This is a genomic window from Pseudomonas sp. UYEF17 (genome assembly GCF_040546125.1).
GTDB classification, from domain to species: Bacteria; Pseudomonadota; Gammaproteobacteria; order Pseudomonadales; family Pseudomonadaceae; genus Aquipseudomonas; species Aquipseudomonas putida_Z.
This window is the reverse complement of record NZ_JBEPNE010000002.1, coordinates 12,588-33,525: the sequence shown is the minus strand read 5'-3', so window position 1 is coordinate 33,525 and position 20,938 is coordinate 12,588. Positions and strand designations below refer to the sequence as shown.

Genomic DNA, 20,938 nt, shown 5'->3' with positions numbered 1-20,938 from the left:
GGCGCAAGCTGATAGGTGCGGGCGGGTTGCATGGCTCTGGGCCATGGCATAGAGTAGGCGAGCAAAGTGAATATCCTCAGACGCCCTCGGTTGCAGCCGGGGGCGTTCTCGTTAGTGAGCAGCGCCCGGGCGGCGCTCAAGCTTGAGCCAGGTGAGATTGCGGCCATGCCGCGCCTTCTCGTACATCTGCCCTAGTGCATCAGGATTAGCGAGCACGTTAGGTACCAACTGAGCCGCATCTCGAATCGTCACGTCGCCAGGCGTCTCGATAGCCAGTAGCCCCCAATCGAGAGTCGGCCAAATCAGCAGCAGAACGTGCGCCCCTTTGGCCAGCGCTTCGTCCCGCAGTTTTTGCAAGCGCGCTAACCGCCCATGTGTTGGAGCCTTTTGGCCCAGTTCGTCGATTGCATCGAGCGCTGCGTGAGGGAGGAAAATTGGCGTCATGCGGCCACCTTGTCACGCGCAGCGATACGAGCGCGCGTCCAGGCCTGAACTTCAGAAAGAACCCAAGCCACGGGAGCGCCGCGGGCGGTGCTGTCAGTGAGTTTCACAGGCTGAGGGAAGGTGCTTTCAGGTTGACTCATCAGCTTGTAGATCGTTGGGCGTGCAAGCCCCACGAGCTCTACAACTTCTTTCATGCGAATGAGCCTGGACGACTGGTCGATTGCAGAGCCGCTCAGCAATGCGGGTTGGAGTGTCATAGCTGTATCCCTGTATTGGTTTTACAGGGCCCAGACTATGGACAAGCTGCTTAGTCGCGAACGTTCACTTTACTTTTTTGGTGGTGAACTGGATTGGTTTACATGAGCCAGGGAATGCGTTTGAGGACTTCACCCATCTGAACTTTCGATATCGACGCCCCTGTTTCGCGCTCCTGCCAGGCACGCAGCTTGCTGTTCAGATTGTGCCTAGCTGTACCTGCACGGACGAGCTCCAGGGCCTTTCCCTCTATGGCCCGATCACGGCTGGCGAGCTCCGTACGACGAGCAATACCACTCAACACACCGTCGATTTTTCTGTCTGCATGCCTCGACGCTGCGCTGGCCAAGTTACCTATCTCGCAGCATGCTGCGCTTGCTTCAGGATCTAGCCAAGCACTAGCACCAGGCACGTAGTCCTCAATGCAGTAAAGGTGCATCTGGTAGTACTCAAGAGCAGGTATTTCTTGACCTTGAGCAATCAGGTGCTCGGCCAGGCCGCATAAGGCATGGACAGCATTTGCCAGTGCGAAAGCAGCAATAACTTGTACGTCTGCCGCTGTTTCTAGGCCGGTGTAGCTGCGGAACTGAGTTACAAGCTGCCTAGCCCCATAGTGAGAAATCACCTGATAGATAGCATCATTGTATTGCAAGGCAGCATTGCTCAGCTCTGCGCCGACTTCCTCCGGGAGCCACTGGCGACAGTGATCCATGATGTTCAGTACGGCATCTACCTCTGAAGCGTAATCGCTGAAAACTGGGAGGTTCTTCAGATGCTCCCTTATCGTGCTGGATTCAGTCCGGGTCGGGTGGATGGCCAGGCCATCAATGGACAACGAGTCAGGCTGCATCGCATTCCCCCACGCCCCAGCAGTTTGCGCCGAGCCCGCGATTTGCCTGAGAGAGCATGCACATAAGCCGGCAGGCGGGCGAGGGGCTTTTCGCGTTACACAGGATGGCGAGGTTACACCGAGTGTACGAAAATATTTTGGTCGGTGTTACGTGCCTAATCCCCAATGATTTCAGCGGCTTGGCCTGATCCGTTACACGGGTTACACCTAGTACACCGGCTTTTGATTGGACAAGCATCGTCATGCCCCCCACCATCATCTCAGTCTGCTTCATGGATGGAGGGACCTCCCATGGGCAAAATCATAGGGAGTGATTGCATCCCAGCGATTGGCATCCAGATAGTCGGCCCACCATTGCACCATAAGCCTCCGCTCTTGTAAGTGCTCCGCTTTGTGAATGTAGGCGGCACGCACCGTGTTTCTCTCCTGATGGCTCATTTGCCGTTCGACCGCGTCTTTACTCCAAAGCCCAGACTCAACCAGTGCGGAGCAGGCCATTGTCCGGAAACCATGGCCGCATACCTCTGCTTTGGTGTCATACCCCATTCGCCGCAGCGCTTTGTTCACGGTGTTCTCGCTCATGGGTTTCCAATGATTGTGGTCACCCGCAAACACCAGATCGAAACGACCAGTGAGGTTACGAATTCTCTCCAGCACCTCTACAGCCTGTCGGCTGAGCGGCACCAGGTGTGGCGTGCTCATCTTGGAGCCTCGATGGGAGTTCTTCACACCCTCAATAGCCAATCTTTCGCCAGGGATTTCCCACATCAACCTCCCCATGTCGATCTCTCCCCAGCGAGCGAACCGAAGCTCACTGGAGCGGATGAACACCAGCAAGGTCAGCTGCACCGCGAGCTTGGTCAGGCCGCGCCCACTGTCGGCATCTATCCGCTGCAGAAGCTCAGGTAACCGATCAAATGGCAGGGCAGGCCGATGCGCTGTTTTGCGAGTAGCAGTGGCGCCTTGCAGATCGATCGCAGGATTGAAGTCCAGGTGCCCATGCTGAACTGCCATGCGGAGGATGCCCGTCATGTACTGACGTAGGCGTGCAGCCGTATCTAAGGTATCCCGCTTTTCTGCCGCTTTCAGCGGGACGAGCAGATCCCGTGTTTTCAGCTCCGCGACCGGACGATCACCGAGGTTGGGCAACAGGTGTGATTCGATCCGTCGCCATACGGTGGCAGCATGACCAGGTGTCCACTTACGAGCGCAGGCCGCGTGCCATTCCTGAGCAAGCAAACGGAATGTATTCGCCCGGGCGTTAGCCGCTTCCTGTTTGTCCAAGCGCGCCTGCTCGATGGGGTCTTTCCCAGCAGCAAGGAGCTCAAGCGCCTGAGCGCGTCGCTCCCTAGCCGCTTTCAAGCCGAGCGCCGGATAGTTGCCAAACGTTGCTAAACCATCCCGGCCATCAGGTTTGGTGTACTTCATACGCCAGGTCTTGACCCCTGACGGCTTCACCAGCAGGTAGAGGCCCTTGCCATCGAACAGCTTGTAGTCCTTCTCCCGTGGTTTGGCCGCATCACATTTGGGATCGGTGAGAGGCACCACTGTGCGCGCCATAGGGATACGTTTCCTTGTCGAACCGAGATATCCCTAACCATATCCCTAAATCGCGTATATGCCCAGAGACAAAACGAGACAGACAGAAACAACAAAGCCCGCTCTAGGCGGGCTTTGCGGGGTGTTTCGTAGACAGTCATAGACTTCTGGAAACTAGTCTCTGGTGCCGGAGACAGGAATCGAACCTGCGACCTTCGCGTTACGAGTGCGCTGCTCTACCGACTGAGCTACACCGGCGTGTAGCGCAACGTACCACTGCTCGCACCCGTTGCGCAAACCCCTGTTTCCGCTAGTTTATTGCCCCACCCTCAAGGCGCCTTGCACCCCTTCGGCGCAAGGTCTTCCTCGATGTTGGTCGTACACGCCCACCCGGTAGCCGAACGCGTCAGGGTCAGTGCCTTGCCGAGCACAGTAGCCGGCGCATCCACCAGCGTGCAAACGATGCTCCCAGTGCCATCCGCCGCCTTGCCGCTAGCCGTGATCGCACAGTGCGACGTCGCTGGCTGGCCACCCAGCGCGGCTACATCCGCAACATCCTTCCCATCATTCAACCGCAGGTCCATCGCCGTCTTCAGCGCGCTGATCTCCAGCAACCCGGCCGCGGCCTTGGAGCGTGACTGGTGGTTGGTGTACATCGGTAAGGCGATGGTCGCCAGAATGCCGATGATCGCGACGACGATCATCAGTTCGATCAGGGTGATACCGCGTTGCCCTTTCATGAACGTTTTCCTTTTTGATACGCGTACTCGTTGAGGTCAGGCTCGACCCCGGCTGGCAGCGGCGCAGTAGGCCTGAACAGACACCTTTTGTCACCCCTGCCCGCTCGGGCGTCGTCTTCGCTGAACTACTCTAGTGAGCATCTCGGACGCACGCCCTTGCATGGGCGCGGCAAGCTGTTTCCAGGCTTGTCGCACGGGCAGAAAAAGGACCTTTGCATGACCCAATCCACACTCCTCTACACCTGGCACGGCACCGACGCCAACGGCGCGCCGGTCAGCGGGCAAACGTCCGGGCGCAGCCCGGCTTATGTGCGTGCCGGGCTTATTCGCCAGGGCATCAAGGTCGCCAGTTTGCGGCCTGCCGGTGGGCTGACGTTCAGTTTGCCGAAACGGCGGGCAAAGGCCGACCCGGCTGGGTTCAGCCGGCAGCTGGCGACCTTGCTCAAGGCCGGGGTGCCGCTGCTGCAGGCGTTCGAGGTGATGGGGCGCAGTGGCTGTGATGCGGCGCAGGCGGCATTGCTGGATAGATTGAAACAGGATGTGGCCTCGGGCCTGGGGCTGGCGGATGCGTTGCAGCGCCACCCGGGGTGGTTCGATGCGTTGTACTGCAACCTGGTGCGGGTGGGGGAGCAGTCCGGCACGCTCGACCGGCAACTGGAACAGCTGGCAGGCATGCTGGAGCAGCGTCGGGTGCTGCACAAGAAGGTGCGCAAGGCGATGATCTACCCGCTGCTGCTGTTGCTGACGGGGCTGGGGGTGTCGGCGATCCTGTTGCTGGAGGTGATTCCGAAATTCGAGAGCATGTTCTCTGGCATGGGCGTGGCGTTGCCGGCATTTACCCAATGGGTGATCGACTTGTCCACAGGGCTGAGCCGGTTTGCGCCGTTGTTGCTGGTGATGGGCGTGGTGCTGGGTGTTGCCATGCGCCAGCTCTACCGACAGCACGCGCCAGCACGCCTGTGGATATCTCGCCGGGTGCTGGGTTTGCCGGTGTTCGGCACGCTGCTGGGGCAGGCGGCGCTGGCGCGGTTTGCTCGCAGCCTGGCAACGTCCTACTCCGCCGGGGTGCCGTTGCTGGATGCGCTGGGCACGGTGGCCAGGGTCAGTGGTGGCGACCTGCATGAACAGGCGGTGTTGCGGCTGCGCCAGGGTATGGCCAATGGGCAGGGGCTGCACCAGGCGATGGCCGCTGAGCCGCTGTTTCCGCCGCTGCTGGTTCAACTGACGGCCATCGGGGAATCCAGTGGCACGCTGGACCAGATGCTGGAAAAAGCCGCCTGCCATTACGAGGAACAGGTCAGCCAGGCGCTGGACCAGTTGACCAGCCTGCTGGAGCCGGCCATCGTGCTGGTCCTGGGCCTGTTGGTGGGCGGCCTGGTGGTGGCGATGTACCTGCCGATCTTCCAGTTGGGTAGCTTGATCTGAACATGACTTTATGGACTTTGCTGGCTGAGCAGCCGGCGTACTTTCTCACTCTGGCCACGGTGCTCGGCCTAGTGGTGGGCAGTTTTCTCAATGTGCTGGTGTACCGCCTGCCGATCATGCTGGAGCGGCAATGGCAGCGGGAGGCGCAGGAAATGCTGGAGTTGCCGATCACGCCGCACGAGCGTTTCGACCTGTGGCTACCTGCCTCGCGCTGCCCGCATTGCGCGCATCGAATTCGCGCGTGGGAAAACATTCCGATCATCAGCTACCTGGCCTTGCGCGGGCGTTGCTCAGCCTGCAAAACCCGTATCAGCCCGCGCTACCCGTTGGTGGAGGTGGCCAGCGCGCTGCTGTCGCTGGTGGTGGCCTGGCGCTTTGGTGCTTCGCCCGAGGCCTTGCTGGCACTGCCGCTGACCTGGTGCCTGCTGGCCCTGAGCCTGATCGATGCCGAGCACCAGTTGCTGCCGGATGCGCTGGTGCTGCCGATGCTGTGGCTGGGGCTGATCGTCAACGCCTTCGGCCTCTACATTCCGCTGAGCAGCGCGCTGTGGGGCGCGGTGGCCGGGTACCTCAGCCTTTGGACGGTGTATTGGCTGTTCAAGCTGGTCACTGGCAAGGAAGGCATGGGCTATGGCGACTTCAAGCTGATGGCGCTGATCGGGGCCTGGGGTGGCTGGCAGGTGTTGCCGTTGACCTTGCTGCTGTCGTCAGTGGTTGGGGCGCTGGCTGGGCTGTGCCTGCTGCGTCTGCGCCGCCATGCCATGGGTACGGCGATCCCGTTCGGCCCCTATCTGGCGATTGCGGGGTGGATTGCCGTGCTCTGGGGTGATGAAATATACGCTTCATACACACAACTGCTTGGATTCTGATGACCACTGCGGCCTTTACCCCCTGGATTCTCGGCCTGACCGGCGGCATTGGTAGCGGCAAGAGCGCCGCTGCCGAGCGTTTCGTCGAGCTTGGCGTGCACCTGGTCGATGCCGACCAAGCGGCGCGTTGGGTTGTCGAGCCTGGCCGCCCGGCCTTGGCCAGCATCGTCGAGCGCTTCGGCGCCGGCGTGCTGCAGGCGGACGGCCAACTCGATCGTGCGGCCCTGCGCCAGCTGATCTTCGCCGACCCGGCGCAGCGCAAATGGCTGGAGCAATTGCTGCACCCGCTGATCGGGCAGGAGATTTTCAGCTACCTGGCCAAGGCGGAGTCGCCGTATGCGGTGTATGTGTCGCCGTTGCTGATCGAGTCGGGCCAGTACCAGAAAACCCAGCGGGTGCTGGTGATCGATGCGCCGCAGGAGCTGCAGGTGGCGCGTACCCTGGCGCGTGACAACACCAGCGCCGAGCAGGTGCAGGCCATTCTCAAGGCCCAGCTGGCCCGCGAGGAGCGCCTGCGCCATGCCGATGATGTGGTGGTCAATGACGGCGACCTGGCCGCGCTGCATCAGCAGATTGACCGCCTGCACCACTTTTACCTGACTTTACGAGGAGGCCAGCCATGAGCCAGCCATTGACCGTCGATTGCCCGACCTGTGGCGCACCTGTGGAATGGAACGAGAAAAGCCCGTTCCGGCCGTTCTGTTCGGACCGTTGCAAGCTGATCGACCTGGGCGCCTGGGCGGCGGAGGAGCACAAGATTCCGGGGGCGGAAGAGTCTGAAGACGAGCTGTACTCGGGGGACCTGGAGCCGCGGCATTGATCCGATAGCCAAGTGGCTGTGCGGGCCTCTTCGCGGGCATGCCCGCTCCCACAGGCGACCCCACAAGCCTCAAGACTGACGCGGTACCTGTAGGAGCGGCCTTGTGTCGCGATGGGCCGCAAAGCGGCCCCCGATTTCAGCGTTAACTCAAAGATCGCCGGGGCTGCTTCGCAGCCCTTTCGCGACACAAGGCCGCTCCTACAAGCAAGGATCGCGCTGCTGCGGAGGCCTGGTTACTTATCGATCATCCTCCTTCCACGGCGCCTGCAGATACCGCGTGCGGTTGAAGGTTTCCAGCCACTCCGGGCAAAACACCACCAGCGCGCTGATCACCGTGCCGTTGATGAACGCTTCGGGGAACATCATCAGCCACAGGTAGCCGACAAAATCGCTGAGCCACTCCGGCATGGCGAAGCGCCCGTCCAGCCACAACAGCCCCAACGCAGCCGACAGGCACGCCAGCACGGTCAGTGCCGCCGGGAAGAACCCCGAACAGAAGATATACACAAACAGGTTCCGCGGCTGGGCGCGCTCGACCCCTATCGCGCACGCCTCGGCTATCAGCACCGGCAGGCCAACCAGCAACAAGCCATTCACCCCCAGCGCCGCCAGGTCCTGGCGCCCCAGCGCCAGCAAGCCGAGCTGGGCCATGAACCCGCCCAGCACCGCCAGTGGCCAGTCCAGCAACAGCGTGACCGCCGTCATGCCAATGAAGTGGTACGACACCCCGGTATCGAAATCGCGTCGCACCAACCACAAGGCAAACAGGCAGAACACCGTGCCAAACAGCAGATGCTGGCGGCGCCGGTCAGTGAACAGCTCAACCCAGCGCACCTGGCTGACCGCCCAGATCAGCAACGGCACATATCCCAGCCAGCCAAGCGTAAGGGTGGTGCCGGACAACACCTGCGCGCTGATCACCTGAGGAATGCCCCTTGCAGCCATGTGGATAAAGCCGAGTCTACACCCATTCTCCGTTTCATCTGGCAGGGGTAGCGCAACAGTGCGCCGGTACCGGGCTGATTCCTGCGCACAAACAGCATCTTATCGTCATCGATTAGCGGCTAAGCTTGTCTGCATGGATGACTCAGACTACCTGCGCCTGCTTACCATCCAGGCGGAACAAGCCAATGCCTTTCTCTCCAACGCCCGCAAGTGGGAGCGGGAGCGTTGGGTGTGCCAACGCCTGTTGCAGGGGCTGAACATCCCCTACCGCAGCGAGGACTTCACCCCGGCCGGGCAAGAACCGCCAGATGTGCTGTTCCGCGATGCGGCGTTCGAGGTGTTTTTCGTGCTCGACGAGGGCCGCCGGCTAAACGATGAATGGCGCGAAGAACTGCAGCGCCGCCGTAGTGCGTTCTCCCTGGCGCAGCTTGTACGCCGCGAGGCGCGCCCGCGGCGCATCAGTGCCACCGAGCTGCTGGGGCGGCTGGCGCCGACCTTGCGCAAGAAGGCGCACAACTACCGGGAACGCGGGCTGGAGCTGAACGAGCTGGACATCATTGCCTTCGCCAGCCTCAAGCGCGAAGTGCTCGACCTCAACACCCACTTCCCGCCGCCCACCGAATACCTGCGCCAGGGTTGGCGCTCGCTGTCGCTGGTGGGGCCGACCTTTGCCCGGGTGCTGTTCGCCCACCCCGACGCGCCCGACTTCCTGCGCGGCAACCTGGGCCGCAGCATTGTGTTCGACGTGGGCATCAGTCTTTGATCCAGTGCAGCGAATGTTTGCGATGGCGTACACTCGGCGCCAGATATAGAAAGCATTATCATTTGTTTCAAGCGCTTGCGTGAACGCTGTAGCGTTTACGCAGTCACAAACGTCTACCTGACGAGGCCCTACCATGACCAGCCGCCTGAATCCGGAAGATCAGCGTCGTGTCGATGAGTATCTGCGAGCCCCCCAGCACCAAGTCGAGCGCAGGCCCTTCCGGCCGTGGCTGCTCCTTGTGCTGGTGGTGGCCGTGACCATCGGGTTGGGTCTCATCAGCCGCCTGCTCAGTGGACTGGTGCTATGAGCTGCTTCGCGCTCGCCCTCCCCTCGTGCAGTTTGCGGCCGGCCCCCGGGGCCACGAATTCCGTAAACCTTATGAGATATCCCCATGACTCATCGCATCGTGATTGTCGGCGGCGGCGCCGGCGGCCTGGAACTGGCGACCCGCCTGGGTAAAAGCCTGGGCAAGCGCAAGCAGGCCGAGATTACCCTGGTCGACGCCAACCTCACGCACATCTGGAAGCCCCTGCTGCACGAAGTGGCCGCCGGCTCGCTGAACTCCTCGGAAGACGAACTGAACTACGTGGCCCAGGCCAAGTGGAACCACTTCAACTTCCAGCTGGGGCGCATGAGCGGCCTGGACCGTGAAGGCAAACAGATTCAACTGGCCGCCACCCTCGACGAAGAGGGCCGCGAGCTGCTGCCTGCGCGCACCCTGGGCTACGACACCCTGGTCATTGCCGTGGGTTCCAACACCAACGACTTCGGCACCCTGGGCGCGGCGCAGCACTGCCTGTTCCTCGACACCCGCAAGCAGGCCGAGCGTTTCCACCAGCAGTTGCTCAACCACTACCTGCGTGCCCATGCCGGTGATGTAGCGAGCGAGAAGATCAGCGTGGCCATCGTCGGCGCCGGTGCCACCGGTGTGGAACTGGCCGCCGAGCTGCATCACGCGGCCCACGAACTGGCGGCCTATGGCCTGGACCGCATCCAGCCCAAGGACATGCACATCACCATTATCGAGGCGGGCCCGCGCGTGTTGCCGGCACTGCCAGAGCGCATCAGCGTGCCGGTGCACAAGACCCTGGAAAAGCTCGGGGTGAAGGTGATGACCAATGCCGCCGTCAGTGAAGTGACCGAGGATGGCTTGAAAACCAAGGACGGTGAAGTGATCCAGGCCAGCCTGAAGGTGTGGGCGGCCGGTATCCGTGCGCCGGGTTTCCTCAAGGACATCGATGGCCTGGAAACCAACCGTATCAACCAGCTGGTGGTGCGCCCTACCCTGCAGACCACGCGCGACGACAATATCTTTGCCTTTGGTGACTGCGCCGCCTGCCCGCAACCGGGTAGCGACCGCAACGTGCCGCCACGTGCCCAAGCGGCGCATCAGCAGGCTTCGATGCTGGCGCAGAGTTTGAAGGCGCGGCTGGAGAACAAGGCGCTGCCGACCTATGAGTACAAGGACTACGGTTCGCTGGTGTCGCTGTCGCGCTTCTCGGCGGTGGGCAACCTGATGGGTAACCTGATGGGCAGCGTGAAGCTGGAGGGCTGGCTGGCGCGGATGTTCTACGTGTCGCTGTACCGGATGCACCAGATGGCGTTGTACGGGTTCTTCCGTACGGCGTTGATGATGCTGGGTAGCAAGATTGGCCGGGGTACCGAGCCTAGGTTGAAGTTGCACTGACACTGAAGATTGCTGGGGGCGCTTTGCGCCCCTTTCGCGACACAAGGCCGCTCCTACAAAAGACCGCGCAATATCTGCTTGCTGTAGGAGCGGCCTTGTGTCGCGATGGCCTGCAACGCAGGCCCAAAATTCTGGCAAAAAAAAGGGCATCTCATGCGAGATGCCCTTTTTTTCATGGTGGGTCGTGTAGGATTCGAACCTACGACCAATTGGTTAAAAGCCAACTGCTCTACCAACTGAGCTAACGACCCGGAAATGGTCGGGGTGAGGGGATTCGAACTCCTGACATCCTGCTCCCAAAGCAGGCGCGCTACCGGACTGCGCTACACCCCGTGATACTTAAAGAAAAAGGGCATCTCGCTTGAGATGCCCTTTTTACATGGTGGGTCGTGTAGGATTCGAACCTACGACCAATTGGTTAAAAGCCAACTGCTCTACCAACTGAGCTAACGACCCGGAAAATGGTCGGGGTGAGGGGATTCGAACTCCTGACATCCTGCTCCCAAAGCAGGCGCGCTACCGGACTGCGCTACACCCCGAGATTGGCTCCGCGACCTGGACTCGAACCAGGGACCCAATGATTAACAGTCATTTGCTCTACCGACTGAGCTATCGCGGAACTGAACTTCGGTACATCTTTACAGCTTCGAAGCTTGTGTTAGCTTCGGTCTCTTTGGCTACCCGCTTTCGCGTTGTCGCTGCTGAGGCCGGCTATTCTACATTCTTCGTTTTGCTTGTCAACCACTTTTTTTCATTCAACTTACTGATTTGTAAGTTGTTTTGCGGTCACCGATGTTGCTGGTGATTCGCTTAGTGCCTGACAACGCGGCGTATATTAGGGGCACTCGTTTTTAGATGCAAGCAGAAATTTCAAAAATTTCAGCTAGTTATACGGGAAGCCGGAAAGGCCCGGATTTGCTGGGGCTGTGAGGGCCTCTTCGCGGGCCTGCCCGCTCCCACAGGTACGGCACAGGCAAAAAAAGCCCCGCAGATGCGGGGCTCATGGTGAAACAGATCAGGCGAAGACGATTTCGTCGCCCTCCACCTTGGCGGTAATCGCCGTCCCCGGCATGAACTTGCCTGCCAGGATCAACTGCGCCAACGGGTTTTCGATCCAGCGCTGGATCGCCCGCTTCAGCGGCCGTGCGCCATACACCGGGTCGTAACCCACGGCAATCAGCTTGTCCAACGCCTCCGGGCTCAAGCTCAGCGACAGTTCGCGCTCCAGCAGGCGGCTGCGCAGGCGGCCCAGCTGGATTTCGGTAATGCCGGCAATCTGCTCGCGGCCCAATGGCTCGAACACCACCACTTCGTCGATACGGTTGATGAACTCCGGACGGAAGTGCGAACCCACCGCATCCATCACCGCCGCACGCTGTGCCTCGCGATCACCCACCAGTTCCTGGATCTGCGCCGAGCCCAGGTTGGAGGTCATCACGATCACGGTGTTGCGGAAGTCCACGGTGCGCCCGTGGCTGTCGGTCAGGCGGCCGTCTTCCAGCACCTGCAGCAGCACGTTGAACACATCCGGGTGGGCCTTCTCCACCTCGTCCAGCAGCACCACCGAGTATGGCTTGCGCCGTACTGCCTCGGTCAGGTAACCGCCCTCTTCATACCCTACATAGCCTGGTGGGGCACCGATCAGGCGAGCCACGGAATGCTTCTCCATGAACTCGGACATGTCGATGCGCACCATCGCCTCTTCGGTGTCGAACAGGAACTCGGCCAGCGCCTTGCACAGCTCGGTCTTGCCCACCCCGGTCGGGCCAAGGAACAGGAACGAGCCACTCGGCCGGTTCGGGTCGGACAGCCCGGCACGCGAACGGCGCACGGCGTTGGCCACCGCGGTTACCGCCTCGCCCTGGCCGATCACGCGCTGGTGCAGCAGCTCTTCCATCTTCAGCAGCTTTTCACGCTCGCCTTCGAGCATCTTGGCCACCGGGATACCGGTCCACTTCGACACCACTTCGGCAATTTCTTCCTCGGTGACCTTGTTGCGCAGCAACTGGTTTTCGGTCTTGCCGTGCTGGTCGACCATCTGCAGGCTGCGCTCCAGGTCCGGGATCACCCCGTACTGCAGCTCGGCCATGCGGCTCAGGTCGCCTTTGCGACGGGCGGTCTCCAGTTCCTGGCGGGCCTGCTCGATCTTTTGCTGGATCTGCGCCGAGCCCTGCACCTCGGCCTTCTCGGAGGCCCAGATTTCTTCCAGGTCGGCGTATTCACGCTCCAACCGGTCGATTTCCTCGGTCAGCTTCTCCAGACGTTTTTTCGCCGCTTCGTCTTCTTCCTTCTTCAGCGCCTGCGATTCCACCTTCAGCTGGATCAGGCGACGGTCGAGGCGGTCGAGCACTTCCGGCTTGGAGTCGATCTCCATGCGGATGCGGCTGGCCGCTTCGTCGATCAGGTCGATGGCCTTGTCCGGCAGCTGGCGGTCGGTGATGTAACGATGGCTGAGCTTGGCCGCAGCAATGATGGCTCCGTCGGTGATGGCCACCTTGTGGTGCACTTCATAGCGCTCCTTCAGGCCACGCAGGATGGCGATGGTGTCTTCCTCGCTCGGCTCCTCGACCAGCACCTTCTGGAAGCGGCGTTCCAGGGCCGCGTCCTTTTCGATGAACTGGCGGTACTCGTTCAGCGTGGTGGCGCCAACGCAGTGCAGCTCGCCACGGGCCAGGGCCGGCTTGAGCATGTTGCCGGCATCCATGGCGCCCTCGCCTTTGCCGGCGCCGACCATGGTGTGCAGTTCGTCAATGAACAGGATGATCTGGCCTTCCTGCTTGGACAGCTCGTTCAGCAGGCCTTTGAGGCGCTCTTCGAACTCGCCGCGGTACTTGGCACCGGCAATCAGCGCGCCCATGTCCAGCGCCAGCAGGCGCTTGCCCTTGAGGCCGTCGGGCACTTCACCATTGATGATGCGCTGGGCCAGGCCTTCGGCGATGGCGGTCTTGCCTACGCCAGGCTCACCGATCAGCACCGGGTTGTTCTTGGTACGGCGTTGCAGCACCTGCACGGTACGGCGAATTTCGTCGTCACGGCCGATCACCGGGTCCAGCTTGCCTTCTTCGGCACGCTTGGTCAGGTCGACGGTGTACTTGTCCAGCGCCTGGCGCGATTCCTCGGCGTTGGCGTCGTTGACGGCCGCGCCGCCGCGCAGGTTGTTGATGGCATTTTCCAGGGCCTTCTTGGTCACGCCCTGGCTCAACAACAGCTTGCCGAGCTTGCTGTTCTCGTCCATGGCGGCCAGCAGCACCAGCTCGCTGGAAATGAACTGGTCACCCTTCTGCTGGGCCAGGCGGTCGGCCTGGTTGAGCAGGCGCGCCAGGTCCTGCGACATGTTCACGTCGCCGGTGGGGTTCTGGATTTTCGGCAGCTGGTCGAGTTCTTTCACCAGCGCCTGGCGCAGGCTGTTGATGTCGAAGCCTACCTGCATCAGCAGCGGCTTGATCGAACCGCCCTGCTGCTCGAGCAGTGCCTGCAACAGGTGCACGGGCTCGATGGCAGGGTGGTCCATGCCAACGGCCAGGGATTGGGCATCGGATATTGCAAGCTGCAGCTTGCTGGTCAAACGGTCTATTCGCATGGGGTACCTTCCTTTAAAGGGCAGGTCGGAGCGATGGACAGCGCCTGTTTATGAAGAAACCTGCCTGAGATGACCTTATAGATAAGGCTGATTCTGGAAGATTCAAGCGTAGCGGGGTTGACCGGGGTCAACCTGTTGGATTCGTGCTGGGCCATTCGCGGGTGAACCCGCTCCCACAAGTACTGCTCCGCTCTCAGGGGCTGTGATTATCCTGTGGGAGCGGGTTCACCCGCGAAGAGGCCGGTGCAGGCTAGCGCGGCTCCAGCCACACCAGGGAAGCAAAGCGCCCACCCTGCGGGGTACGGCGATAGGAGAAGAACCGCTCATCGCTGACCGTGCACAAGCCACCGCCATGAACAGCAGTCACCCCACGCGCCGCCAAACGAATACGCGCCAGCTCATAGATATCGGCCATCAACTTGCCCGGCCGGGCACCATCGACAAAGGCTCTGGCCGCTTCCGGGTGCACCGCCGTAAAGGCATCGCGCACCTCCAGCCCCACTTCGAACGCCTGCGGGCCAATCGCCGGCCCCAACCACACCAGCACCTCCTCGGGCGGCAGTGCCAGGCGATCCAAGGTGGCCTCCAGCACACCACCGGCAAGCCCGCGCCAGCCAGCATGCGCCGCGGCCACGCGGGTACCGGCCCGGTCGCAGAACAGCGCAGGCAGGCAATCGGCAGTCATCACGGTGCAGGCAATGCCAGGCTGGTCAGTCCAGCTGGCGTCGGCCTCGGCCACCACGGCCGGGTCGGCATCCGCCACCACCAGCCCATGCACCTGCTTGAGCCAGGCCGGCTGGATAGCGAATTCGTCGCTCAGGCGACGACGGTTCTCGGCCACCGCGGCAGGGTCGTCCCCTACATGGTCACCAAGGTTGAAGGTTTCATAGGGCGGCAGGCTGACGCCGCCCTGGCGGGTGGTGACACAGGCGCGCACCGAGGCCGGGGCTGGCCAGTCGGGGAACAGCAGCGACTGCGTCAGGCCACTCATCCGACAAAGCTCTCGCGGTCCTGGTTCAGCAGCGACAGCAACCAGACGAAGTCATCCGGCAGCGGCGATTCCCACTTCATGACTTCACCGGTAATCGGGTGGGCCAATGCCAGGAAGCGCGCATGCAGTGCCTGGCGCGGGAAGGTTTTCACCGCCTCGACCATGGTCGGGCTGGCTGCCGGCGGAATGCGGAAGCGCCCGCCGTAGGTCTGGTCGCCGACCAACGGGAAGCCAACGTGAGCCATGTGCACGCGAATCTGGTGGGTACGGCCGGTTTCCAGCTTGACCCGCACGTGGGTGTGCGAGCGGAAGCGCTTGAGCACACGGTAGTGGCTGACCGCCGGCTTGCCGCCGTCGGTGACCGCCATGCGCTGGCGCATGCCGCCGTGGCGGCCGATCGGGGCATCGATCTTGCCGCCGGCAGTGACCACGCCAATCACAATGCACTCGTAGATGCGGCTGACCTTGCGCGCCTGCATCTGCTCGACCAGCCGGGTCTGTGCCTGCAAGGTCTTGGCCACCACCATCAGGCCGGTGGTGTCCTTGTCCAGGCGGTGGACGATACCGGCGCGCGGTACGTTGACGATGTCAGGCACGTGGTGCAGCAGTGCATTGAGCAAAGTCCCGCTGGCATGCCCGGCGGCCGGGTGCACAACCAGCCCGGCAGGCTTGTTGATCACCATGATATGGTCGTCTTCGTAGACGATATCCAGCTCGATATCTTCGGCGACCCACTCGCCCTGGGCCTCTTGCTCGGCCTCCAGGACAAGTTGCGAGCCACCATAGACGAGGTCTCGAGGGCGCACCACGGCACCATCGACCGTCAGGCGGCCTTCTTTGATCCACGAAGTCAGCCGGGAACGCGAGTACTCGGCGAACAATTGGGCGGCGACCTGGTCGAGGCGTTGACCGCCCAGTTCGGACGGGACCTCTGCGCTAAGTTGAATGATCTCGGACATGCTCGATTCGGCGGGCGCACAGCCTTTGGTTTCGGCTGCGAGCTTGTGGTTAAATACGACTTCTTTTGTCCCGGGGTTGGCCGGGGCGCTCATCATAACAGGACGGCACCGCCCAAGACAGCGGCCGTCAAAGGGACGCAAGCCGCCATGCAAGTGAAACACCTGCTGCTGATCGCCATCCTCGGGCTCACCGCGGCCTGTTCCTCCAATAAAGAAGTGATTGACGAGAACCTCAGCGAGGCCGAGCTGTATCAGCAGGCGCAAGCTGACCTGGACAACTCCAGCTACACCAGCGCCGTGAACAAGCTCAAGGCCCTGGAGTCGCGCTACCCGTTCGGCCGCTATGCCGACCAGGCGCAGCTCGAGCTGATCTACGCCAACTACAAGAACTCCGAGCCCGAGGCTGCCAAGTCGGCTGCCGAGCGCTTCATCCGCCTGCACCCGCAGCACCCGAACGTCGACTATGCCTACTACCTCAAGGGCCTGACCTCGTTCGACCAGGACCGTGGCCTGGTAGCGCGCTTCCTGCCGCTGGACATGACCAAGCGTGACCCGGGTGCTGCCCGCGACTCGTACAACGAGTTCGCCCAGCTGACCAGCCGCTTCCCCAACAGCCGCTACGCGCCCGACGCCAAGCAGCGCATGATCTACCTGCGCAACCTGCTGGCCTCGTACGAAATCCACGTGGCCGACTACTACCTGAGCCGCCAGGCCTATGTAGCCGCCGCCAACCGTGGCCGCTACGTGGTGGAGAACTTCCAGGAAACCCCATCGGTCGGCGACGGCCTGGCGGTGATGGTCGAGGCGTACCAGAAGATGCACCTGGACGAACTGGCCGCCACCAGCCTGGAAACCCTCAAGCTCAACTACCCGGACCACCCGAGCCTGGCAGATGGCGAGTTCCAGCCAAAGCAGACCGAGTCTGACGGCCGCGGCTGGCTGTCCAAGGCGACCCTGGGCCTGATCGAAACCGACACCCCGCTGCCGCCGGGTGAAACCCGCGCCAACCAGGACGTGGTCAAGCAGTTCCAGGACGCGCGTGACGAGATGCCGCGTGAGCTGCTGCCGACTGACGAAAACGGTGACCCGATCGTGCCGGAAGGGCCGAAGGAAGCCGAGAAAGACCGCTCCTGGTTCAGCTACATGACCTTTGGTCTGTTCGACTGATACGCAGCGGTACATGAAAGGGAGGCTTGGGCCTCCCTTTTTTATTGGCCGCGTCCTAGACTGTCGGCTTCTTCAACCGACAAGCTGGACACCATGGTTCGCCTACTTTTCTGGATCGCCCTGATCGCCGCCGCGTTCTGGCTGTGGCGCAAGTTCAAAGCCAGCCAACAGTCGCACCCCGAGGCGAAGCTCGATGCGCCGCTGAAGATGGTGCGCTGCGCCCATTGCGGCGTACACCTGCCCAATGACCGGGCGCTGCAGCAGGGCAACGAGTGGTATTGCAGCCAGGCGCACCTGCAGCAAGGGCCGGGGCAATCCCGCTAGAAACTGGGGCTGCTTTGCAGCCCTTTCGCGACACAAGGCCGCTCCTACAGGGAGTACGAGGCCCCTGTAGGAGCGGCCTTGTGTCGCGAAAGGGCCGCAACGCGGCCCCGGCAATCTCAGCTCAACCGCCCGGCTGGCGCATACGGCGCCGGGTCAATGATCGGCTCTGCCCCGGTCAACAGGTCGGTAAACAGCTGGCACGAAGCCGGCGCCAGCACCAGCCCGTTGCGGTAATGCCCGCAGTTCAACCACAGCCCCGCATGCCCCGGCACCGGCCCGATGTACGGAATACCTTCCGGCGACCCCGGCCGCAGCCCGGCCCAATGCGCCACCACCGTGGCCCCCTCGAGCTCAGGCAGCAACTCCACCGCCGAGGCCTTCAGGCTCTCCAACGCCTCCTCGGTCGGGGTCTTGTCGTACCCGGCATGCTCCAGCGTGCTACCCACCAGAATATGCCCGTCGCGCCGCGGGATCGCATAGCGCCCCTTGGCCAACACCATGCTCGGCAGGAAGTCTTCGGCACATTTGAACAAAATCATCTGGCCCTTCACCGGCTCCACCGGCAATTCCAGGCCGAGCGTACGCAGCAGGTCGCCACTCCAGGCGCCGGCACTGAGTACCACCTCATCCGCCGCCAGCACGCCGTCTGCCGTCTGCACACCGGTCACGCGACCGCCTTGCTCGGCGAAGCCGGTAATCTGGCAGTGCTCACGCAAAGTCACGTTGGGCAACGCCAGCAACGCCGCCTTGAGCGACTTCACCAGGCGCGGGTTGCGCACGTTGGCCACGCCGGCCATGTAGATGGCACGCTTGAAGCCCGGGCCCAGCACCGGCACCGCGTCATAGGCCGCCGAGATATCCACGGCACTCAGCGGCCGCTGCTCACGCTCGGCCCAGGCCAGCGCTTCGGCCTCGTCGTCCAGGTCGAGCCAGTACAGGCCGGTAGTGTGCACTTCGGGGTCGACGCCGGTGCTGGCGAACAAACGCTCGCCCAGCTGTGGATAAAAGTCTTGCGACCAGTGTGCCAAGGCGGTCACGGCAGGGCTGTAGCGCCACGGGTACAGCGGCGAGACGATGCCACCGCCGGCCCAGGACGACTCACGGCCGACCTCACCCTGATCACACACCACCACCTGCCCGACCTTCGCCGCCAGGTTGAATGCCGTCAGCAGGCCGATCACCCCGCCACCGACCACCACTACTTGCTTGCTCATCTGTCGATCCAACACCTGAAGTAAATCCGCGATGCACCGGGCATCATTCAACCTTCAGCTTCCCCAGCAGTGCACGCTGCCTTCGACGGCACCCGGATTGCGCTGCACGCCGGCCTGGTCGAGCTGGAAATCGCCACAGCGGTCCTGCGCCATCAGCCCGCTCGGTAGCCGCCGGGCGCGCAGCGTGAAGGTGTCGCTGTCGCGCTGGGCCTGCAGGCTGTAATAGCGGGTACCGTCGGGCAAGGCCGGGTCGCCCTCGGCGTATTGGCCAGTGCGTACGCGGTGGCGCTCCAGGCGCAGGGCAGCATCATGCAGCAGGCCAACCACTTCGCTGCGTGCGGCTCGCCGTAGCTGGTCGCTGTAACTGGGGTAGGCAATGGCTGCCAGAATGCCGGTCACGGCCAGCACAATCAACAACTCGATCAGGCTCAAGCCTTGCTGCATGTCAGTCTCCTCGCAATCTCTGGCGCCAGGCAATGCGCCGGGTCGTGTCCTCGCCCATGGCATAGACCGCTTCCAGCACATGCCGTGACTGGGTTTGCAGGCTGACGGCGGTGACGCGGTACAGGGTGACCTGCTGCCCTTCCGGCATATGCGCCGCGTGTTCGCTGGTACCCAGATTCTGCAAATGGAAATAGCCGGTTGGCGTGCGCTGCCACTGCCCGCTCAGGTCATGCGGTCGAGCGGGTGGCGGGCACGCCTCGCAAGGGTCGGGGGGATCCCGCTCGAGCTCGCCTGCCCCTGCCAGCAGCGTGGCCTCGGCCTGCTCCAGCGCCAGCAGGCCTTCGCTCAGATAGCCGGTCATTCGCGTTTGCGCCAGCGCATCACGCAGGGCCGACGCCGCAAGCAGCCCCAGCAGCATGCTCAAGACCAGGGCCAATAACAGGACTATGCCACGCTGACGACTCATGAAGCCGGCACCGGGTTGCGGACTGCGACGCTCAGTTCATGGTGCTGTTCAAGTTCGAGCGTGGGTTCGTAAAGCGTCAGGGCAATGTCCACCCGCTCCCCCTGTGCCATTTGCACACGCTGCAAACGCATTGACCGCACATTTTCAACCAGCGGCTGGAATGTGCTGTTTTTGCGTTTGAATCTCAGCGTATTGCCCTCGAGTTGGTAGACATATCTGCTGATGGGGTGAACCTGTGGGTAGCCCTCCTTCAACTCATCGTCCACAGACACTTTGCTAGTACAGTCCGTGTGCAGGAACCACTGCGGCCCACCGGCTTGCCCAGGTAACTCCGCCACGACCAGGCTAAGGGTGGATGCTTCGACTTCCATCGGCCGGGCGAATGCGTGCTCTGCGCTCGAACTGCCGAAGTGCTTTGGCTGCAGTCGCAAGCAGCCGAACATCCCGGTCATGCGGATATCCTGGGCCATTCGCAGCAATGCCAGGCGAGCCTCATCCTGCATGCGCACTGCCGTGCTTTGCAGCCGCCAAGTATGGTGGGCCGAGGCGAATAGCTGGCTGGCCGCCACCAACAGCAGCAACCCGATGGTCAGCGCCAGCATCAGCTCAAGCAAGCCGAAACCACGCTGGGCGCGGCTCATGGCCGCCCCCTTTCATGGTCACTGTGCGCCGCCATTGCCGCCTGCCCATCGCGGCGCGCGTCCTCCGCTGCCTGCAATGCCTGCAGTTGCAGGCCTGCCGCTGCGAACATACCCACGGCCACCACACCCACCGCCAACAACACTTCCAGAAGCGTCATGCCCTGTTGTCTTGCGTGCATCCCTGCACCTCCTGCGACTTTTCCTGCAAATGCATTGAACCCGGGCGACTGGACCGCCGGTCCAACGACCGTGAAGCTACAGCCAAGCACTTCCAGGGAGGAATGCACGGTGAAGCAACGAGGTGTAACACTGATACAAATGTTGTCGGCCCTGGCGGTGGCCGTATTGCTGACACAGCTCGGCATGCCGGCCTACGCCAGATTGAGCGACGACCTACACAGGGCGGCAGCTGCGCGAGACCTGGCGCAGGCGCTGCGCAGTGCGCGCAGCCATGCCATGTTGCAAAACCAGCCGGTGTTGGTGCAGGCGTTGGACGGCAATTGGGGGAATGGTTGGCGGGTGATGCTGGAGCATAACCATCAGGTGCTGCGTGAGCAGCGTCTTTCACGGCCGCTGAAGATCACGAGCAATCGCGGTGAGCAGCTGAAATTCAGTGCGCAAGGGGTTCCGCTTGGGGCAACCAGTAATTGGTTAGGTTCAACGATGGAGATTTGCGAGCGCTTGACCGCAACTAGCCAGTATCAAGTGGTGATGGCATCGACTGGCAGGGTCAAGGTAAAGATGGGTGAGCCAAAAGACTCCCGATGCAAAGACACCACTAGCAGATCAGCGCGGTCAATGTAGGAGCGGCCTTG

General features: G+C 62.1%; 24 protein-coding genes and 6 tRNA genes. 10 read left to right on the top strand and 20 right to left on the bottom strand.

The genetic code is table 11. From position 1 onward, the window contains the following. Window positions 1-111: 111 nt before the first annotated feature. The 6 genes from ABIB24_RS02965 to ABIB24_RS02940 all read right to left on the bottom strand — a co-directional run bounded on the left by ABIB24_RS02965 (window position 112) and on the right by ABIB24_RS02940 (window position 3,828). A complete protein-coding gene (locus ABIB24_RS02965) occupies window positions 112-444 on the bottom strand; it encodes a hypothetical protein (protein WP_154211778.1) in 333 nt (110 codons plus the stop codon). Further along, window positions 441-701 carry a helix-turn-helix transcriptional regulator gene (locus tag ABIB24_RS02960; RefSeq protein ID WP_154211779.1) on the bottom strand — a complete coding sequence of 87 codons (261 nt, stop codon included), beginning with the start codon at window positions 699-701 and terminating at the stop codon, window positions 441-443. The genes ABIB24_RS02965 and ABIB24_RS02960 overlap by 4 nt, the downstream gene beginning before the upstream one ends. Before the next feature lie 98 nt (window positions 702-799). Then, on the bottom strand, window positions 800-1,549 hold the full coding sequence (locus ABIB24_RS02955; RefSeq protein ID WP_354316097.1) for a hypothetical protein: 750 nt from the start codon (window positions 1,547-1,549) through the stop codon (window positions 800-802). Window positions 1,550-1,819: 270 nt separating this feature from the next. Next, window positions 1,820-3,109: a tyrosine-type recombinase/integrase gene (locus ABIB24_RS02950; protein ID WP_354316096.1), complete on the bottom strand. Its 1,290-nt coding sequence runs from the start codon at window positions 3,107-3,109 to the stop codon at window positions 1,820-1,822. Window positions 3,110-3,270: 161 nt separating this feature from the next. Then, window positions 3,271-3,346, bottom strand: a tRNA-Thr gene (locus ABIB24_RS02945). A 71-nt stretch (window positions 3,347-3,417) separates the two neighbouring features. Continuing rightward, window positions 3,418-3,828: a pilin gene (locus tag ABIB24_RS02940; RefSeq protein WP_085618687.1), complete on the bottom strand. Its 411-nt coding sequence runs from the start codon at window positions 3,826-3,828 to the stop codon at window positions 3,418-3,420. A 216-nt stretch (window positions 3,829-4,044) separates the two neighbouring features. Between ABIB24_RS02940 and ABIB24_RS02935 the strand changes: the two genes are divergently transcribed. From ABIB24_RS02935 to yacG, 4 genes are read left to right on the top strand one after another with little or no spacing between them, the layout of a single operon-like run. Next, window positions 4,045-5,253: a type II secretion system F family protein gene (locus ABIB24_RS02935; RefSeq protein ID WP_354316095.1), complete on the top strand. Its 1,209-nt coding sequence runs from the start codon at window positions 4,045-4,047 to the stop codon at window positions 5,251-5,253. Window positions 5,254-5,255: 2 nt separating this feature from the next. Further along, window positions 5,256-6,122 (top strand): prepilin peptidase, encoded by an 867-nt coding sequence (locus ABIB24_RS02930; RefSeq protein WP_354316094.1) that lies wholly within the window; start codon window positions 5,256-5,258, stop codon window positions 6,120-6,122. After that, complete coding sequence (gene coaE / locus ABIB24_RS02925) at window positions 6,122-6,745, top strand: dephospho-CoA kinase (protein WP_075043664.1); 624 nt, start codon at window positions 6,122-6,124, stop codon at window positions 6,743-6,745. Before ABIB24_RS02930 ends, coaE begins: the two co-directional genes overlap by 1 nt. Further along, window positions 6,742-6,942: a DNA gyrase inhibitor YacG gene (gene yacG / locus ABIB24_RS02920; protein WP_003260624.1), complete on the top strand. Its 201-nt coding sequence runs from the start codon at window positions 6,742-6,744 to the stop codon at window positions 6,940-6,942. Before coaE ends, yacG begins: the two co-directional genes overlap by 4 nt. A 237-nt stretch (window positions 6,943-7,179) precedes the next feature. On the opposite strand, the gene ABIB24_RS02915 is transcribed toward yacG, so the two are convergent. Continuing rightward, window positions 7,180-7,887, bottom strand: a complete 708-nt coding sequence (locus tag ABIB24_RS02915) for an energy-coupling factor ABC transporter permease (RefSeq protein WP_354316093.1) — start codon at window positions 7,885-7,887, stop codon at window positions 7,180-7,182. Window positions 7,888-8,020: 133 nt separating this feature from the next. On the opposite strand from ABIB24_RS02915, the gene ABIB24_RS02910 reads away from it, so the two are divergent. The 3 genes from ABIB24_RS02910 (at window position 8,021) to ABIB24_RS02900 (ending at window position 10,337) form a co-directional block, all read left to right on the top strand. Beyond that, the gene (locus ABIB24_RS02910; protein WP_013970766.1) at window positions 8,021-8,650 is read left to right on the top strand and encodes a DUF1780 domain-containing protein; all 630 of its coding nucleotides are present in this window, start codon (window positions 8,021-8,023) and stop codon (window positions 8,648-8,650) included. A gap of 133 nt (window positions 8,651-8,783) precedes the next feature. After that, window positions 8,784-8,957, top strand: a complete 174-nt coding sequence (locus tag ABIB24_RS02905) for a DUF3094 family protein (RefSeq protein ID WP_013970765.1) — start codon at window positions 8,784-8,786, stop codon at window positions 8,955-8,957. Between the two features lie 84 nt (window positions 8,958-9,041). Further along, window positions 9,042-10,337, top strand: a complete 1,296-nt coding sequence (locus ABIB24_RS02900; protein WP_025337608.1) for an NAD(P)/FAD-dependent oxidoreductase — start codon at window positions 9,042-9,044, stop codon at window positions 10,335-10,337. A 175-nt stretch (window positions 10,338-10,512) separates the two neighbouring features. On the opposite strand, the gene ABIB24_RS02895 is transcribed toward ABIB24_RS02900, so the two are convergent. From ABIB24_RS02895 to rluD, 8 genes are all read right to left on the bottom strand, one after another. Further along, window positions 10,513-10,588: transfer RNA gene (locus ABIB24_RS02895), tRNA-Lys, on the bottom strand. A gap of 5 nt (window positions 10,589-10,593) precedes the next feature. Then, window positions 10,594-10,670 (bottom strand) — tRNA-Pro (locus ABIB24_RS02890). Between the two features lie 47 nt (window positions 10,671-10,717). Then, a tRNA-Lys gene (locus ABIB24_RS02885) sits at window positions 10,718-10,793 on the bottom strand. 6 nt (window positions 10,794-10,799) lie between these two features. Next, window positions 10,800-10,876 (bottom strand) — tRNA-Pro (locus tag ABIB24_RS02880). A gap of 4 nt (window positions 10,877-10,880) precedes the next feature. Next, window positions 10,881-10,956, bottom strand: a tRNA-Asn gene (locus ABIB24_RS02875). A 396-nt stretch (window positions 10,957-11,352) separates the two neighbouring features. Then, window positions 11,353-13,917 carry an ATP-dependent chaperone ClpB gene (clpB, locus tag ABIB24_RS02870; RefSeq protein WP_354316092.1) on the bottom strand — a complete coding sequence of 855 codons (2,565 nt, stop codon included), beginning with the start codon at window positions 13,915-13,917 and terminating at the stop codon, window positions 11,353-11,355. Between the two features lie 250 nt (window positions 13,918-14,167). Further along, entirely contained in the window at window positions 14,168-14,908 is a 741-nt protein-coding gene (gene pgeF / locus ABIB24_RS02865) for a peptidoglycan editing factor PgeF (RefSeq protein WP_085693106.1), read from the bottom strand. Next, on the bottom strand, window positions 14,905-15,867 hold the full coding sequence (rluD, locus tag ABIB24_RS02860; protein WP_025337605.1) for a 23S rRNA pseudouridine(1911/1915/1917) synthase RluD: 963 nt from the start codon (window positions 15,865-15,867) through the stop codon (window positions 14,905-14,907). Before rluD ends, pgeF begins: the two co-directional genes overlap by 4 nt. A gap of 147 nt (window positions 15,868-16,014) precedes the next feature. On the opposite strand from rluD, the gene ABIB24_RS02855 reads away from it, so the two are divergent. Then, a complete protein-coding gene (locus ABIB24_RS02855; protein ID WP_085626733.1) occupies window positions 16,015-17,034 on the top strand; it encodes an outer membrane protein assembly factor BamD in 1,020 nt (339 codons plus the stop codon). A gap of 93 nt (window positions 17,035-17,127) precedes the next feature. Further along, entirely contained in the window at window positions 17,128-17,358 is a 231-nt protein-coding gene (locus ABIB24_RS02850; protein ID WP_015268854.1) for a PP0621 family protein, read from the top strand. A 116-nt stretch (window positions 17,359-17,474) separates the two neighbouring features. Here the strand turns inward: ABIB24_RS02850 and thiO are convergent, their stop codons facing one another. The 5 genes from thiO to ABIB24_RS02825 are packed head-to-tail and all read right to left on the bottom strand — an operon-like array spanning window position 17,475 to window position 20,302. Then, window positions 17,475-18,572, bottom strand: coding sequence for a glycine oxidase ThiO (gene thiO, locus ABIB24_RS02845; RefSeq protein WP_075043657.1), 1,098 nt, complete (start codon window positions 18,570-18,572; stop codon window positions 17,475-17,477). 54 nt (window positions 18,573-18,626) lie between these two features. Further along, window positions 18,627-19,016 (bottom strand): type IV pilin protein, encoded by a 390-nt coding sequence (locus ABIB24_RS02840; RefSeq protein ID WP_085721799.1) that lies wholly within the window; start codon window positions 19,014-19,016, stop codon window positions 18,627-18,629. Between the two features lies 1 nt (window position 19,017). Beyond that, a complete protein-coding gene (locus tag ABIB24_RS02835; RefSeq protein ID WP_137162931.1) occupies window positions 19,018-19,482 on the bottom strand; it encodes a hypothetical protein in 465 nt (154 codons plus the stop codon). Then, on the bottom strand, window positions 19,479-20,123 hold the full coding sequence (locus ABIB24_RS02830) for a PilW family protein (protein ID WP_137162930.1): 645 nt from the start codon (window positions 20,121-20,123) through the stop codon (window positions 19,479-19,481). Before ABIB24_RS02830 ends, ABIB24_RS02835 begins: the two co-directional genes overlap by 4 nt. Then, the gene (locus tag ABIB24_RS02825; protein ID WP_137162929.1) at window positions 20,120-20,302 is read right to left on the bottom strand and encodes a prepilin-type N-terminal cleavage/methylation domain-containing protein; all 183 of its coding nucleotides are present in this window, start codon (window positions 20,300-20,302) and stop codon (window positions 20,120-20,122) included. The genes ABIB24_RS02830 and ABIB24_RS02825 overlap by 4 nt, the downstream gene beginning before the upstream one ends. 109 nt (window positions 20,303-20,411) lie before the next feature. Between ABIB24_RS02825 and ABIB24_RS02820 the strand changes: the two genes are divergently transcribed. Then, window positions 20,412-20,927 (top strand): GspH/FimT family pseudopilin, encoded by a 516-nt coding sequence (locus tag ABIB24_RS02820; RefSeq protein WP_274079155.1) that lies wholly within the window; start codon window positions 20,412-20,414, stop codon window positions 20,925-20,927. The last annotated feature ends 11 nt before the right edge of the window (window positions 20,928-20,938 follow it).

Excerpts from the sequence above, each read along its gene's own strand:
- ABIB24_RS02965 (WP_154211778.1), bottom strand. The coding sequence starts at position 444 with ATGACGCCAATTTTCCTCCCTCACGCAGCGCTCGATGCAATCGACGAA.
- ABIB24_RS02960 (WP_154211779.1), bottom strand. The coding sequence starts at position 701 with ATGACACTCCAACCCGCATTGCTGAGCGGCTCTGCAATCGACCAGTCG.
- ABIB24_RS02955 (WP_354316097.1), bottom strand. The coding sequence starts at position 1,549 with ATGCAGCCTGACTCGTTGTCCATTGATGGCCTGGCCATCCACCCGACC.
- ABIB24_RS02950 (WP_354316096.1), bottom strand. The coding sequence starts at position 3,109 with ATGGCGCGCACAGTGGTGCCTCTCACCGATCCCAAATGTGATGCGGCC.
- ABIB24_RS02940 (WP_085618687.1), bottom strand. The coding sequence starts at position 3,828 with ATGAAAGGGCAACGCGGTATCACCCTGATCGAACTGATGATCGTCGTC.
- ABIB24_RS02935 (WP_354316095.1), top strand. The coding sequence starts at position 4,045 with ATGACCCAATCCACACTCCTCTACACCTGGCACGGCACCGACGCCAAC.
- ABIB24_RS02930 (WP_354316094.1), top strand. The coding sequence starts at position 5,256 with ATGACTTTATGGACTTTGCTGGCTGAGCAGCCGGCGTACTTTCTCACT.
- coaE (WP_075043664.1), top strand. The coding sequence starts at position 6,122 with ATGACCACTGCGGCCTTTACCCCCTGGATTCTCGGCCTGACCGGCGGC.
- yacG (WP_003260624.1), top strand. The coding sequence starts at position 6,742 with ATGAGCCAGCCATTGACCGTCGATTGCCCGACCTGTGGCGCACCTGTG.
- ABIB24_RS02915 (WP_354316093.1), bottom strand. The coding sequence starts at position 7,887 with ATGGCTGCAAGGGGCATTCCTCAGGTGATCAGCGCGCAGGTGTTGTCC.
- ABIB24_RS02910 (WP_013970766.1), top strand. The coding sequence starts at position 8,021 with ATGGATGACTCAGACTACCTGCGCCTGCTTACCATCCAGGCGGAACAA.
- ABIB24_RS02905 (WP_013970765.1), top strand. The coding sequence starts at position 8,784 with ATGACCAGCCGCCTGAATCCGGAAGATCAGCGTCGTGTCGATGAGTAT.
- ABIB24_RS02900 (WP_025337608.1), top strand. The coding sequence starts at position 9,042 with ATGACTCATCGCATCGTGATTGTCGGCGGCGGCGCCGGCGGCCTGGAA.
- clpB (WP_354316092.1), bottom strand. The coding sequence starts at position 13,917 with ATGCGAATAGACCGTTTGACCAGCAAGCTGCAGCTTGCAATATCCGAT.
- pgeF (WP_085693106.1), bottom strand. The coding sequence starts at position 14,908 with ATGAGTGGCCTGACGCAGTCGCTGCTGTTCCCCGACTGGCCAGCCCCG.
- rluD (WP_025337605.1), bottom strand. The coding sequence starts at position 15,867 with ATGTCCGAGATCATTCAACTTAGCGCAGAGGTCCCGTCCGAACTGGGC.
- ABIB24_RS02855 (WP_085626733.1), top strand. The coding sequence starts at position 16,015 with ATGCAAGTGAAACACCTGCTGCTGATCGCCATCCTCGGGCTCACCGCG.
- ABIB24_RS02850 (WP_015268854.1), top strand. The coding sequence starts at position 17,128 with ATGGTTCGCCTACTTTTCTGGATCGCCCTGATCGCCGCCGCGTTCTGG.
- thiO (WP_075043657.1), bottom strand. The coding sequence starts at position 18,572 with ATGAGCAAGCAAGTAGTGGTGGTCGGTGGCGGGGTGATCGGCCTGCTG.
- ABIB24_RS02840 (WP_085721799.1), bottom strand. The coding sequence starts at position 19,016 with ATGCAGCAAGGCTTGAGCCTGATCGAGTTGTTGATTGTGCTGGCCGTG.
- ABIB24_RS02835 (WP_137162931.1), bottom strand. The coding sequence starts at position 19,482 with ATGAGTCGTCAGCGTGGCATAGTCCTGTTATTGGCCCTGGTCTTGAGC.
- ABIB24_RS02830 (WP_137162930.1), bottom strand. The coding sequence starts at position 20,123 with ATGAGCCGCGCCCAGCGTGGTTTCGGCTTGCTTGAGCTGATGCTGGCG.
- ABIB24_RS02825 (WP_137162929.1), bottom strand. The coding sequence starts at position 20,302 with ATGCACGCAAGACAACAGGGCATGACGCTTCTGGAAGTGTTGTTGGCG.